General features: G+C 61.1%; 15 protein-coding genes. 5 read left to right on the forward strand and 10 right to left on the reverse strand.

All coding sequences use genetic code 11. The features are described from left to right. The first annotated feature begins 121 nt into the window (after positions 1–121). Complete coding sequence (locus AC1ECN_RS15150; RefSeq protein WP_075224884.1) at positions 122–892, forward strand: siderophore-interacting protein; 771 nt, start codon at positions 122–124, stop codon at positions 890–892. 185 nt (positions 893–1077) lie between these two features. On the opposite strand, the gene AC1ECN_RS15155 is transcribed toward AC1ECN_RS15150, so the two are convergent. The 6 genes from AC1ECN_RS15155 to AC1ECN_RS15180 form a co-directional block, all read right to left on the reverse strand. Further along, on the reverse strand, positions 1078–2289 hold the full coding sequence (locus AC1ECN_RS15155) for an FAD-dependent oxidoreductase (protein ID WP_130655760.1): 1212 nt from the start codon (positions 2287–2289) through the stop codon (positions 1078–1080). A 1-nt stretch (position 2290) separates the two neighbouring features. Then, positions 2291–3520, reverse strand: coding sequence for an Atu1372/SO_1960 family protein (locus AC1ECN_RS15160; RefSeq protein ID WP_477953437.1), 1230 nt, complete (start codon positions 3518–3520; stop codon positions 2291–2293). Between the two features lie 23 nt (positions 3521–3543). Beyond that, positions 3544–4206 (reverse strand): amino acid ABC transporter permease, encoded by a 663-nt coding sequence (locus AC1ECN_RS15165; RefSeq protein WP_018074515.1) that lies wholly within the window; start codon positions 4204–4206, stop codon positions 3544–3546. Continuing rightward, positions 4203–4862: an amino acid ABC transporter permease gene (locus tag AC1ECN_RS15170; RefSeq protein ID WP_018074514.1), complete on the reverse strand. Its 660-nt coding sequence runs from the start codon at positions 4860–4862 to the stop codon at positions 4203–4205. The genes AC1ECN_RS15165 and AC1ECN_RS15170 overlap by 4 nt, the downstream gene beginning before the upstream one ends. Positions 4863–4869: 7 nt before the next feature. After that, positions 4870–5622, reverse strand: coding sequence for an amino acid ABC transporter ATP-binding protein (locus AC1ECN_RS15175; RefSeq protein WP_018074513.1), 753 nt, complete (start codon positions 5620–5622; stop codon positions 4870–4872). Between the two features lie 80 nt (positions 5623–5702). Continuing rightward, positions 5703–6581, reverse strand: a complete 879-nt coding sequence (locus tag AC1ECN_RS15180) for an ABC transporter substrate-binding protein (protein ID WP_018074512.1) — start codon at positions 6579–6581, stop codon at positions 5703–5705. A 162-nt stretch (positions 6582–6743) separates the two neighbouring features. Here AC1ECN_RS15180 and AC1ECN_RS15185 point away from each other — a divergent pair, with 162 nt between their 5' ends. After that, positions 6744–7799: a GlxA family transcriptional regulator gene (locus AC1ECN_RS15185; protein WP_130672730.1), complete on the forward strand. Its 1056-nt coding sequence runs from the start codon at positions 6744–6746 to the stop codon at positions 7797–7799. 149 nt (positions 7800–7948) lie between these two features. Then, positions 7949–8422, forward strand: a complete 474-nt coding sequence (locus tag AC1ECN_RS15190; protein ID WP_018074510.1) for a MarR family winged helix-turn-helix transcriptional regulator — start codon at positions 7949–7951, stop codon at positions 8420–8422. A 32-nt stretch (positions 8423–8454) separates the two neighbouring features. Here AC1ECN_RS15190 and AC1ECN_RS15195 read toward each other — a convergent pair whose 3' ends face one another. Further along, complete coding sequence (locus AC1ECN_RS15195) at positions 8455–9756, reverse strand: epoxide hydrolase family protein (protein ID WP_018074509.1); 1302 nt, start codon at positions 9754–9756, stop codon at positions 8455–8457. A gap of 233 nt (positions 9757–9989) precedes the next feature. Between AC1ECN_RS15195 and AC1ECN_RS15200 the strand changes: the two genes are divergently transcribed. Continuing rightward, positions 9990–10406 (forward strand): NUDIX hydrolase, encoded by a 417-nt coding sequence (locus tag AC1ECN_RS15200; RefSeq protein WP_018074508.1) that lies wholly within the window; start codon positions 9990–9992, stop codon positions 10404–10406. A 42-nt stretch (positions 10407–10448) separates the two neighbouring features. Here AC1ECN_RS15200 and AC1ECN_RS15205 read toward each other — a convergent pair whose 3' ends face one another. Together AC1ECN_RS15205 and AC1ECN_RS15210 are read right to left on the reverse strand one after the other, a co-directional pair. Continuing rightward, positions 10449–11510 (reverse strand): DUF3095 family protein, encoded by a 1062-nt coding sequence (locus AC1ECN_RS15205; RefSeq protein ID WP_477953440.1) that lies wholly within the window; start codon positions 11508–11510, stop codon positions 10449–10451. Between the two features lie 118 nt (positions 11511–11628). Beyond that, a complete protein-coding gene (locus AC1ECN_RS15210) occupies positions 11629–12024 on the reverse strand; it encodes an Ohr family peroxiredoxin (RefSeq protein WP_130672732.1) in 396 nt (131 codons plus the stop codon). A 273-nt stretch (positions 12025–12297) separates the two neighbouring features. Between AC1ECN_RS15210 and AC1ECN_RS15215 the strand changes: the two genes are divergently transcribed. Further along, positions 12298–13095, forward strand: a complete 798-nt coding sequence (locus AC1ECN_RS15215; protein ID WP_130672733.1) for a class I SAM-dependent methyltransferase — start codon at positions 12298–12300, stop codon at positions 13093–13095. Positions 13096–13121: 26 nt separating this feature from the next. Here the strand turns inward: AC1ECN_RS15215 and AC1ECN_RS15220 are convergent, their stop codons facing one another. Beyond that, entirely contained in the window at positions 13122–13739 is a 618-nt protein-coding gene (locus AC1ECN_RS15220) for a hypothetical protein (RefSeq protein WP_018493086.1), read from the reverse strand. Positions 13740–13747 lie beyond the last annotated feature (8 nt).

Raw genomic sequence — 13747 nt, forward strand, 5'->3', positions numbered from 1 at the left:
GCCGGGTCACCCGGCCACGTAAGCGTTAACGTCACTCAACGCGTATGATCGAACGGCTCTGCGGCTTCGATCTGCGCGACTATGTCCTGCGGATCGAGCTCAAAAAAGCTCCTGAGGACACATGGACAACAATCAACTCAAAGATCAGATTTCATCGGCCCCCGGCATCGAACGGGTCCGCCACGACACGCGACGGCGCACCCTCTCGGTCGAGAGCGTCGTCGACATCACCCCCGGCATGCGCCGCATCACGTTGACCGGCGATGATCTTGCCGATTTCATCAGCCTTGCGCCCGACGACCACATCAAGATTTTCGTACCGGCCGCCGATGGCGGCGAAGAACGCCGTGACTACACGCCGCGCCGCTACGATAACACCGAACGAAAACTAACCATCGACTTCGCCTTGCATGAGGCAGGTCCAGTGACCCAATGGGCGATCGACGCGCGCGCCGGCGACAGGCTCGAGATCGGCGGACCAAGGGGCTCCGCCGTAGTTTCCGCGACAGTCAAACGGTGGCTGCTGATCGGCGACGAAACCGCGCTGCCGGCGATCGGCCGCCGGATCGAGGAGAGCGGCGCCGGAACCGTCATCACCACAATCGCAGCCGTCACCGGCCCGTTGGAAGAGCAAGTCTTCGAGACATCAGCCGAACTGTACGCCCACTGGGCGCACCGGCCTCTTTCGCAGGCAACCGATGCCGCAGCCCTGCTGAAACTGTTGAGCACAGTCGATATCCAGCCGGAGACCTTCATCTGGGTCGCGGCGGAAGCCTCGGCAACGCGCGATATCCGCGCCTACCTGCTGGAACGAGGTTGCCCGCTCGGCTGGATCAAGGCATCCGGCTACTGGGTGTTCGGCAAAGCCGATACGACCGAGAAATTCGGCTAGGACCAACCCGCATTCCGGATTCCATTTGGTGATGAGTTCTGACTCACTTCGTTCCGGATTTGATCCGGAACGATCAGATGGATGTGAAGAGGTATGAATTGAGCGAAGTCCCGGCAGCCTCTGCCGGAACGCTGCGGCGGATTGAAGAGCATCAGCAACTGTAAGCCCGGGCGCCAGCCACCGACTTATTGAAAGAGATCGACCACGCAGCGGGCAGAGCCCAATGCGAGTGTCCAACCCAGCATGCCGTGACCGGCATTGATGTAGAGACCTTTGATACGTCGGGAGGCGGCGATAACGGGCTTGGAGGTCGGAGTCATCGGCCTCTCGCCCGACCATCTCATCAGTTCGTCCGATCGCTCGAAAAGGTCGGGCAGCACCGCGGACGCGGCCAGCTTGAGTGTGTCGAAACGTCTGGCATCAAAACCGGCCCCGGGACGCTCGATGTCTGCCAGTCCGGCGACACGAAAACGGTCGCCGATAGCCGCAAAGGCAAGCTTTCGCTTGACGTCTGTCAGGCTGATACTTGGTGCAAGTCCAGTTCTTCGAACGGTGAGCGAGTAGCCTCTGACGGGGCGTATGTCCCGGACTTCAGGTAAATCGGATATGAGGGAACGGATCTCCGGTCCTGCGGCGACGATGGCTGCGTCGACGCGAAGCTCGTCGCGGTCCTCGAACCTCAGCCCTGTCAGCACGCCTTCCGTTTGGAGGAAGCTCGAGACCCTCCCGCCGAAAAGCACCGACACCTGCCGACGCTCGATCATCCAGGTGGTGAGCTGGCGGCAAAATCCGGCCGCATCGCCGAGGGCATCACTGGGTGTATAAACGGCGCCGGCAATCTCTCCCTGATATACGGCGAGCGCAGGCTCGACGTCTTCCGCCTCCCCCCGCGTCAGCAGGCGCTGTTCGAAGCCGAGAGCATTCTTGCGCGCGACACTGGAATCGGCGGCAGCAAAACTTTGCCGGTCGGCATAGAGGTGCAGTTTTCCGGCGACACGATAGTCGAATTCGATATCGGTTTCCTTAAGCAGGATCGCGAGCTCGTGACGGGATTGCTCGGCAAGGCGCAGGATCTCCTCTGTATTGTTCCACCAACATCTGAACGGGGTATTGGCAAGGAATTTCAGCCCCCAGCACAGAAAGTCCCGATCGAGTTGCCAGTGGATCCGGAAGGCTGGATCGCGGCCCATCGCAATGGCTGGCAGATGTTTCAGCAGGGCTGGTGATGCCATTGCGTCACCGTAGGCCCAAGACAGCTGCGCGGCATTGCCGGCGCTCGCCCCCATGCCCGGCTCGCTTGCCGCATCGATAAGTGTCACATCATGCCCCGCCCGGGCCAGAAGATAGGCCGACGATACGCCGATGACGCCGGCGCCGATCACCGCAACACGCGCCATCTCAAGCCTCGTCGCCGACAACGGCCGTCAACTCGACCTCAACGGGAACCCCGCGCGGCAGAGATGTTACGCCGATCGCGATGCGGGCATGCGCCCATCGATCCGGGAAAAGCTCTCGGAGTAGTTCCGAAGCGCCATCTATGACGGCGCCGTGGCGCTCGAAAGCGGCATCCGCCGCGACATAGCCCGCAAGCCGGACGAAGCCCAGGATGTTGTCAAAGCCGCCCGCAGCCCCCTCCAGCTGCGCAAGCGCATTGAGAAGCGCCCAGCGGGCGCATTCTCGCCCCTCTTCGATGGAGACGCATGCTCCGAGATGTCCTGTCCGCAGCACCACACCATCCTTCAGCGGCACCTGACCTGAAACGGTGATGATATTGCCGGTCCGCACAGCCCCGGAAAATGCGCCTGGCGGCAAGGATGCTTCCGGCAGAGCAAGCTCAAGCTGTGCCAGCCGTTCGCGCACACGATTGCTTCCAGCCGATGAAGCATCGCGTGCCTTGCGGACTGCTGCTTCTGCGCTGCGGTCGACGAAGGCCCTCATGATATTCTTGTCGAGTTCCGTCAGCCGGTATTCGGGGTGCCACTGGATGCCGAGGCAAAAGCCGTCCGTGTCCCCTTCGAATGCTTCGATGGTTCCGTCCGGCGCCCGCGCGGCGACACGGAAGCGTCCTTGGCCGGCCAAAGCATGCCGGTGCAGGCTGTTGACGCGCGCCGKCCCCCTCCCTACCCAATCGGTCAGCACGCTGCCTTGCTCGACGATGATCTCGTGCGCCAAAACGTCGGGGATATCTTGCGGGATGTGGGATACGGCGGCGGCCGGCAGCTCGGTTTGAAATTCGCCCCCAAGGCATTCACCGATCAGTTGCATGCCGTGGCATATGCCGAGAAGCGGCTTGCCCGTTTTCAAGGCCTGCTCGACCAGCTGAATTTCGAACTGCCTGCGCGCGCCTGTCACCTCGGTCCCTGGCCGCGCACCGGTAAGGACAATTCCATCGGCGAGTGCCAACGCCGATGCCAGGTTCCGGGTGTTGTAAGGCAAGATCAAAGGAAATCCCCCTGCCTCGGCTATGGCATCCGCATAGTTGGCGCGCACCACATACTCCGTCTCGGTCGGAACATCGGGCGCCTCGCTGACATCGGGCGTCATGAGGATCACCGGCCAGCGAGGTTCATGCGATTGCGTTGCATGCCGACGTGCGTTGCCCGTGGCAACGGTCGTTTCAGTGGTCATGATCTTGGCCTTGTGATGACGAGTTAGCGGGCGGCCGGAAGGGCTAGCCGGCGCGAGAGGACCGAGAACGGCCAGGCTATCGCGAAATAGCAGAGCCCGACGGCAACGTAGATTTGCAAGGGAAGGAAATACTCCGTCGCCATTGACCGCCCCGTGAGCACAAGTTCGTCGACGGTAATCAGCGAAGCGAGCGAAGAATCCTTGAGCAGCGAGACGAAGGTGATGATCATCGGCGCCAGGATGACACGCGCGACCTGCGGCAGGATGATCCAGACGAAGCTCTGGGCCGGGGTGAAGCCCGCGGCCAGCGCTGCCTCGCTCTGCCCGGCCGGTATAGCCTTCAGACCGGCGCGGAAAAGCTCTGCGACCTGGGCCGCGAAACACAACGCCAGGCCGGCGATCGCCGCACCGAAAGCATCGAAGACGACCCCGATGCCCGGCAAGCCGAAATAAAGCAGAAACAGAACCGCCAATAACGGCACGCCCCGCACGATCGTCACATAAAGAGCCGCAAAATACCGCAGCGCTGCGAAACTGGATTTCTGGCAGAGCGAAAGCAGCAGGCCGAAAACGAAGGCCAGGGCAAAGGCACAAACGGAAAGCAGCGCCGTATTCATCATCGCCCGCAGCAGCAGAGGCAGCCATTCGGCACCATAATCGCCATAGGGCGCCAGGAAAGCACTCATCCTTTCAATCTCCCGTAACGTCTTTCGAGGAACTGCGTTGCCTGCATCAATGGCAAGCTCAGCAACAGATAGAGTGCCGCCGCCGTCGCGTAGATCATTGTTGTCTGGAAGGACGACGTCACCATTGAACGGGCAAAGAACATGATTTCCGGCGCCGCAATGGCCGAGACGACGGATGTATCCTTGAGAAGCTGCACCGCGTAGTTCCCGAGCCCCGGAAGCGCTATCCGCATGGCCTGTGGCGTCAGGATCTCAAAGATCGTCTGGAGCGGGGTCAGCCCTGCGGCAAGCGCCGCCTCCGCCTGCCCGCCAGGCAGCGCGGCGAAACCGGCGCGAAAGATTGCGCAGGTGATCGCTGCACCGATGAGCCCGAGGCCCAGGACGGCCGCCGTGATCGACGTCAATTTCACGCCGAGGCTGGCAAGCCCGAAGTAGAGGATAAAGAGATGCGTCAAGGCCGGCACATTGCAGAGGATTTCGCAGCAGGCATCGATCGCGAGATTGATGAACTTGATCCCTGCAAATTGCCTGAGCAGAGCGAGAAAGAACCCCAAAGTGGCTGCGAGCGCCAGCGAGGCGATCGTGACGAAAACGGTTACGCCGAGCCCGGCGACGAGCCCTTGGACGACCGAGAAGAATACGGAAAATCCAATCATGACGCGCCTAGTGCCGAATCTTGTTGAGAAACGCTTGCGTGCGCGCCTCGCGGGGAGCGGTTATGACCTGGCGGGCCGGGCCGGCTTCGACGATGGTGCCGCCGTCAAGAAACAGAACGCGGTCGGCAATGTCGCGCGCAAACGCGATCTCGTGCGTGACGATCAGCATCGTGCGTCCTTCGTCTGCCAGCTCCTCCATCACTTTCAGAACCTCCTGAACCAGTTCGGGATCGAGTGCCGATGTCGGCTCGTCGAACAGCATGAGCTTTGGCTTCTGGGCAAGCGCCCGCGCAATCGCGACGCGCTGTTGCTGGCCGCCGGACAGCTCGAGTGGTGAGGCTTCAGCGCGGTGCGTCATATGGACTTTGGCCAGCATCTCCAAAGCCAGTTCGCGTGCCTCGGCAGCAGCCAGGCCGCGGACCTTGCGCGCCGCAATCGCCACGTTTTCCGTCACCGACAGATGCGGCCAGAGATTGAAGAGCTGGAAGACCATGCCCATCTCGGCGCGCTGCGGTGCAAGTTGCCGGTCGCTCATGACCTGGCCGTTGCGCACGCCGATCCGCTCGCCGTCGAGGCGGATCTCGCCGGCACTGGGCTTTTCCAGAAAATTCATGCAGCGCAGACAGGTGGATTTCCCAGACCCGGATGGGCCGATCAGGGCAATCTTCTCACCTGGTGCGACATCGAAATCGATGCCCTTGAGAACTTCGATAGGACCATAGCTCTTGCGCAGGCCCGCAACGCTCAGAAGCGCATTCATCGCCGTTTCCTTATGCGATTATATCTTGGCGAAGAGGGTGGACGAAAGCCGCCGATTGCAGCTTCCGTCCGCACGCTCGTTCAGCCGCCAGCTGCGCAGGACGGCAGCTTGTAATCTGCGGGGCGATCGACGCCGGCGCGGAAGTTTTGACCCACAGGCTTGAACCAGACATCCGACGACAATCCGTAGCGGGCGCCGATTTCCTTCATCTCGCAAGTCTTCCACATGTCGGCGATGATGGCGTCCATCTTCTGGCGCAAATCGTCGTTCTTCTGGTTGAGGCCATAGACGACCTGGCCGAGACCGGTCAGCAGCGGAAAATCCGGACTGTTATCGGTGAAGGCGAGGAAGTGCATATTCCAATCGGGGTTCTGCTTGATGGCGTAGGAGATCACCGGCGGATCGCCGATGACAGCGTCGATGCGCCCGGCGATAAGATCGCGCACGGCCGCATCGGAAGTGTCGTAGAGCGAGAGTTGGAGATCTTTGATGCTCTTCAATTCCGAGACGAACGAAAAGCCGGTGATCGTGCCGATCTTCTTGCCTTCCAGATCAGAGAGCTTGTCCCAGTTCGTCTTCGTCGATTGCATGATGCCGTTCTTGAAGTAGTGGATCGGCTCGGAGAGCGTCATGATCTTGGTACGCTTTTCGGTCCAGCCCATGGTGCCGAGCATGACGTCGACGCGGCCTGACTGAACGGAGGCGATCGTACCCGACCATTCCATGAGCGCAGGCTGAATCTTGAGGCCGAGCTTGTCGGCAATGCGCTGCATGATTTCACCGTCATAGCCTACCAGCTTCCCGTCCTGCCAGCCGGAGCCGGGCATGTCGCCGGTGAAGGCAACCGTCAGCTTGCCCTGCTCGGCAAGTTCGAAAGCATTGGCGATAGATGAAAGGGACATGAAGCTGCCTGCCAGCAGAGCGCACGTCACCATCCTTCTCGAAAGAGAAAGTGCCATTGTTCTGATCCTTGATTTGTTGGTTCCCCGGTCCGGTGGTTTCTGTCCCCGGATGTCGCGTTCGACGAGAGGAAACTTGACACTGAAGACTGCCGCTGAATTTTATAAATCGGACATTTTCTTTGAAAAAAGGACATGGTTGTTCTATCATTGCCATGCGCCATGATCACATCCGAGGAACCTTCCGAAATATCTGCCAACGAGCCGGACTATGTGCGCTGGCTCGACGATCTTTGGGCCGAGCGGCTTCTGGTCGCACGCGACCGAAAGGCCGATCTCTCGGTCGGCATTCTCCTCTGGCCGACATTCCCGATGATGTCGCTGACGGGTATCGTCGAGCCTCTCAGGCATGCGGCGGACTTTGCCGACAATTCCCGTCCACTACATTGTCGCTGGTCGATCATGGGGGCTCCGGGCCATGCAGCGGTCGCCAGCTGCGGCATCCGGGTCCACGCCGATGCGCCCTACATTAACCCGACCGACTTCGACTACGTCGTGGTTATCGGTGGCCTCCTGCCACATCTGCGCGCCGCACCTAGCAAACATCGCGACTATCTCAGGGTGGCGGCATCGGCGGGTGTTCCGGTCATTGGTGTGTGTACGGGCGCCTTCGTAATGGCGCAGGAGGGACTGCTCGCGGGGCGCAAGGCGTGCGTTCATCCCTTTCACGCGGAGGATTTCCGGATTGCCTTCCCGCGTCTTGCCTTCTCCACGCGCGATGACTTCCTGATCGAAAACGGCCGCATTACCGTGCCTGGCGGCGTATCGATCCTGTCGCTGATGACGGAGCTCATCCGCACGCATTGCGGACCGGATCGGGCGGCCAAGGCCGTGCACCAGCTTTCGCTCTCGGAGCAGAAGCACATGAGCGCCTTCGATCACGGCCGCGCCACAACATTTCGCCGCGCAGAAGATTCGCGTATTCAGCGAGCCGTCGTTCTCGTCGAGAGTCGGAAAGGCCGCGATGTCTCACCGGAACAGGTGGCCTCTCTGGTCGGCCTGTCACCACGCCAGTTCGAGCGTCTGTTCCAGGACAATATCGGCATGACCCCGAAGCGTTTTATCGTCGAGACGAGATTGCGCTATGGCCGGTTTCTAGTCGAAAACAGCACACTGCCCATGACGGCGATCGCCTTTGAAATCGGATTCTCCGACTCCGCCCATTTCGCGACCGCTTTTCGCAAGAAGTATGGGAAGCCTCCCAGGAGTTTCCGCTGATCTTTGTCTAGTCACCACAAACGGCAGGATCGAAAACCGACTTCGACACTATTGCGATTTAATCGGATGCGATATATATAGATGTCATCGTCAGAAAGCTTGGACAGGATGGACCGATGCCGACATCTAAAGCAGCTAAGGGGCCGGATATGCCTGCGCCCGCCTCCCCGCCAGCGGGCAAGGAAGGCAGGAAACTTTCGAATTTCCTGTGCTTCGCGGTCTATTCGGCAAATCTCGCCTTCGGCCGCGCCTATAAGCCGATCCTGGACGAGCTTGGCCTGACCTATACCCAATACATCGCCATGGTGGCTCTCTCCGAAGAGGACGACCAGACCGTCGGGGTGTTGGGGGAAAAGATGTTCCTCGAATCCAACACGCTGACGCCCATCCTCAAGAAGCTGGAGTCGAATGGTTTTATCACCCGTCACCGCGATCCTGCCGACGAACGGCAGGTGCGGGTCAGCCTGACGCCGGCAGGACGCCAACTCGTTGAAACCGATCCCGGCAACGCGCTGCTTGGCGCCATCGGCCTCGGCGACGACTTTCCCGTCGTGCAGAAATCGGTGACGACGCTGCGCGACAACCTGCTGCGGTCAACTCAGGGCGAACCGGAGAAATCGTGATCGCGGCCTCAGTCGCCTGATCCCGCCTGGGTCTACTGCCGTAGCGGCCGGAACGCAGTCCGGAGCTCGGCAGTGAAAGCCATCGGCTGTTCCCAGGCGGCGAAGTGGCCGCCCTTCGGCAGCCGGTTGTAGTGGATGAGCTTCGGATAGGCCTTCTCCGCCCAGCTCTGCGGCGCCTGGTAGATCTCATCGGGAAAAGCACTGACCGCCACTGGGATCTTGATGCCCCTGGGGTCGAAGAACCCGCCCGACGGATGGTGCGCGTTGTCCCAATAGAGGCGTGCCGAGGAGATTGCGGTGTTCGTCAGCCAGTAGAGCGTGACGTTGTCGAGGATATCGTCCTTCGTCAGCCCCTCGGGCTCTCCGTCGAAAACGCGGGCAATCATCCGGTAACTGCGGATGTCGTGATCGAGCATCCACGACGCAAGCCCGACCGGCGAGTCGACAATCCCGTAGAGCGTCTGCGGCCGGTTGTTCATCTCGATCGCATAGCCCAGCCCATTCTTGTAGAAATCGTCGAGCTGATCGAAGGCGCGCCTTTCGTCCGGTGACAGGTCGGCTGGCGGCATGCCGCCGGCGGCAAGAGCCTTGGCGATGTCAGCCGGAACCGTGGCCGCCATGTTCGTATGGATGCCGAGCAATCCCGGCGGCTCCTGCACCGCCATCAATTCGGTCACCGCGTTGCCCCAGTCGCCACCCTGCGCCACGAACTTCGTGTAGCCGAGACGTTGCATCAGCGTCACCCAGGCGTGCGCGATACGCGGCGGGTTCCAGTTCCCCGACCCCGTCGGTTTCCCGGAAAAGCCGTAGCCCGGCAAAGACGGGATCACCACGTCAAATGCGTCCTCTTCGCTCCCGCCATGCGCTGTCGGATCGGTGAGCGGTTCGATGATCTTCAACTGCTCGATGATCGAACCAGGCCATCCATGTGTGACGATCAACGGCAGCGCATTTTTATGCTGGGAGCGCACGTGAATGAAGTGGATATCCAGCCCGTCGATCTCTGTGATGAACTGCGGCAGCGCATTGAGCCGCGCCTCCATCTTGCGCCAGTCGTAATCCGTCGCCCAATGCTTCGCGAGTTTCTGGATCGTTGCGAGCTGCACGCCCTGCGTATCGTCCGCAACAGTCTCCCTGTCAGGCCAACGGGTGGCCGCGACGCGCCGGCGCAGATCGTCAAGCTGATCCTCGGGAAAATTGACGCTGAAGGGGCTCACCCCGTCGCCGTTTGCCTCAGCGCTGCGCGTCCCGGCAAGCATGCTCATGGCTCCGGCGGCGGCCGTGGCGGCAAGCAGCTCGCGCCGCGTGGGCGTTGATAGGGATGTGGGTGGCATGACGCTCTCCTCTCCGTTTGATCTGTTCGGAAACGGACGAAGATCGACAGACCGACCTCGTTCGCATCAGCAGGTCATTCGCGTCTGTCCGGGGACTATGCTCCCGGGCAACGTCGGGGGTCAACCTACCCGGTCAGGCTATGCCTCGACTGTCTCGATGGACGACTGGCCATTGCAAAAAGCCGTGGCTGCGGGCAGCATCGGCGCGAGATCGAGGAGGCAGAGGAGAATGCATGCCCGACATCGCGATGGGCGTCTTGAGCCAGAACGGAACCGTTCTCCTGGCCAGGCGCAGTTCCGAGCGCAAGGTGCACCCGGATCGCTGGAGCCTCCCGGGCGGCCATATCGAAGAGGGCGAAGACGCCGAGACGGCGATGTGCCGGGAATTGATCGAAGAAATAGGCGTGACGCCGGAGCTCTGGCAGTTTGCAGGACGGTTCACCTCGGAAGACCCGCCCGAAGCATCCGCGACATTCCATGTCTATCACGTCCTTAAATGGCACGGCTGTCCGCGACTGATCGGTGACGAACACACCGAGCTCAGATGGTTCACCGCCACCGCGATAGAAAAAGAAGCCGAATTGGCGCCGCCTCAGCTCACTGAAATTCTCGCAAACCTCGCCATGCGGGAAACAGGCACGCCCACTTAGGTCCCTTGGCGGTCAAGGCGGTCTCGCCAGCTGAACGGGTCCTCAGAGAACATGATGCTGGACGTCGCCAAGCGCACCGGCCTCCATCATCTCGGCGGCCCTTGCATAACCGCCGCCCATTCCGTCGAGGAAATGCAGGTGCGAATCCGGGCTGCCTGATGGCACGAGGCAGGTCATCAGCGCATGCGATTGGCGGTGCAGTCCGAAGTTCACCTCACCGCGCGCCCTTGCCAGAAGAAGCATGGTTTCGACCCTGTCAATCTGTTCGCGCGTGCAGTCCAGCGTCAGGCGCAAACCGTCATCGAATTTGCGGAAATCCGAATGGGAGGCGACCTCCGACCAGCGTTTCGCATCGACACGCTTCCCGCTGCCTTTGGGCATGGCAATATCCCTGGGGATAGCCATTTCCACGGGAACCGGATGAGACCGGTGCGACGGCGCATCGAAGACGGCAAGCACGCGCTTCRCCAGCGCCGCAAAGACCTCCGGGCTCGTATGGTCATCCGGCTCGACCAGCAGCGACAGGATCTCGCCCCGCTGGCTCGGGAACGGCGTCCAGTCGCAGCTCAGTCCGGTCAGATCCGGCTTCGTCGCGTAGCGGCCCGGCTTGACCAGATACCGGCCGCTCTTGATCTGCTGCTCCGCCCATTTGAGCCCTCCTCCTGCAAACATCGCATAGGTCGCGTTTTCCGAAGCCGCATAGCGCGCAACCCTTACGTCGCGCCCACTATTGCGGATTTCGCGCACGGTGAGCAGCCCGATACGAACGGTGAGATCGAGATCGCTTCTTGCAAAGCTCGCGACCTGCCGCAACGCCGAGGTCGCGGCCATGATGCCGTGCGGCGGCAAGGCGAATGCCGCCCCGTCTCCACGAAACACGAAGGGGAAATCGAACGAACCCCAGGCATTACCGAGAGCGGCGATGATCGATGCGCCTGCGAAGTTGACATCTTCATAGCGTCCCGACTTGATCGCCAGCGTCGAGCTGACGACGTCGGTGATGCCGATCAGCCAATCCTCGGGCAGCGGCTCATAGACGGCTGGGTCGAGCACGAGCGAAAACTCGTCATAGGCCTGGTGTGGCTGGGCGTGGCTATTGATCATGGCATGTTCTCCAGATCGGCAAGGTTCCGGTGCCTGCTACCTCAAGAAGGGGTCTGCCGGCCGATCGGCAGGCCCTCCGCATCAAATCCTCTGGCGGTGAGGTCCGCCCTTCCCCTGCTCAGACAAGTGTGGTCTCGACGTCGATATTGCCGTGTGTCGCCTTGGAATAAGGGCAGATGCCATGGGCTGCCTCGATCAGCTCCTCAGCAACGTCGCGATCGATGCCGGGCAGGCTGACATTGAGGCGCGCCCTGAGGAAGAAGGAGCCGTTATCAACGTTGAGATCGATCTCCGCATCGACCTCGGGACGGGCCGGCAGCGTGATCTTCCGCTGCGAAGCGGCAAACTCGATGGCGCCGATATAGCAGGCCGACCAGGCGATGCCGAACAGGTTTTCGGCAGCCGGATGCGGTTGCGGCAGTTTGATGTCGATCGTGCCGTCGCTGCTGCGTGCGGAGCCGTTGCGGCCGCCGGAGATGTGGGTTTTGCCGGTAAAGAGAAGCTTCTCGGTCATGGTGATATCCTTTCGGTTTGATTTGCTACGCGTCCGATTAAATCGGATGCGCTCTAATACGCCGCACCATAACCGATGTCAACACTATTCCGATTTAATCGGATGCGATTTATTTCTCCGGCCAAACTCATCACATCAAGATAATCCTCAACGGCAGCTGTGCGAGCAGGCCGACCCGCTGCGCAAAGTCACGTCTTGCCCGGGAACAGAGCCCTCTATAGGCTCTGCCGGGAAGCGCGAGGTGGCGCCCGTGAAAAAGCCCGGAGAGATGCCATGTCCTCCATAACAGCAGACAATGCGGGACAGTATGGCGACAGCCGGAAGCTCGCCGCGCGGGCTCGACTGCATAGCCAATACACCATCGCCGAGACGGCCTGGTTTCCATGGGTTGCAACGCAGTTGTCCCTGAAGCCAGGCGATCGTGTCCTCGACGTCGGCTGCGGACCGGCCTGGTTCTGGGCAGCAACGGCAGGTCTGCTGCCGGAGAATCTTGACCTGACGCTCGCCGACCTTTCGCAAGGCATGGTCGACGAGGCGGTGGCGCGTTGCAGCACCYTGCCATTCGGCTCCGTCCGGGGTTGCCAAGCCGACGCAGCCGCGCTCCCCTTCGAAGATGGCGCCTTCGATGCCGTGGTCGCGATGCATATGCTCTATCACCTGCCCGACCCGGCCGCGGGCATCGCTGACATGTCAAGAGTGCTGAGGCCGGGTGGCTTACTCGCGGTCACAACCAACGGCGCCGGCAATATGCGCGAGATCTACGCGCTGACGACCGTATTCGGCAATGCCCCATCCGATCCGGCTGCCGAAGCCTTCGGATATGACGCTGCCGAACGATTGATGCGGTCACAGTTTGGAAACGTGAACATGTCGCAGCATCCGGCAAGCCTGAGGATCACTGAGCCCGAGGATGTATTCCTGGCGCTCACCTCCTACCCGCCCGGCGATGGCGCCAGCGAGCTCCAGCTCACCAAGTTCCGTCAAGCCGTTGCCGATGCCTTCAGCCAACGCAACGGCGTGCTTGAAGTCCGCAGGGAGACCGCGCTGTTTCTGAGCAGGAAGACGGACTGATCCGTATCGCGGTGTCGGCTGCGGCCTTACGACCGCGGCCGGCCGTCGTCGAACAGCGTGGCAAGCCACTGGTAGTATCGTGGCTGCTTCTCCCGCAACTGGCTGCGCGAATAAGGCGGCCGATCGATGTCACCGAACAGGTAGACGCTGGCCGTGACCGCGAAGAATTCGTGACCATTGCTCATCATGTAGGAATCGCCCGGCCAGACCCGCTTGCCGATATCGAAGAATTGCGCAACATCGGTATTGCCGAATCCGCCCGGAAGCATTCGGTCGTGATAGGCATGCAGAAGTTCATGCAGGATGATCGGCTTGTCAGACGCGAGGGCCTTCACGCGCAGGTCGATGCCGGTCTTGCTGCTGTAATGGCCAGGCCCGGCCTTTGCGGCGGCGGGATTGGCCCAGATCGGGATCATCCGCATGAAGGTGAGCACATCGGGTTTCAGGTCGACATGCTCGACGATATCGAGCTGCCGCTTGACCGCCGCGACCATCTCGTTGTCGGGCTCCGCGCCCTTGGCGTTGGTGAGATCGACCTGCCATCCGTGATAGCTGAAAACCAGCGGATCGGCCGCTGCCGCGCCTGTTGCCATGATGGTGATGACGATGGCGCAGAGCGCCAGGATTTTCGAAATCGGTCTCACAGCCACTC

The organism is Rhizobium sp. 01N447_2 (genome assembly GCF_056399245.1).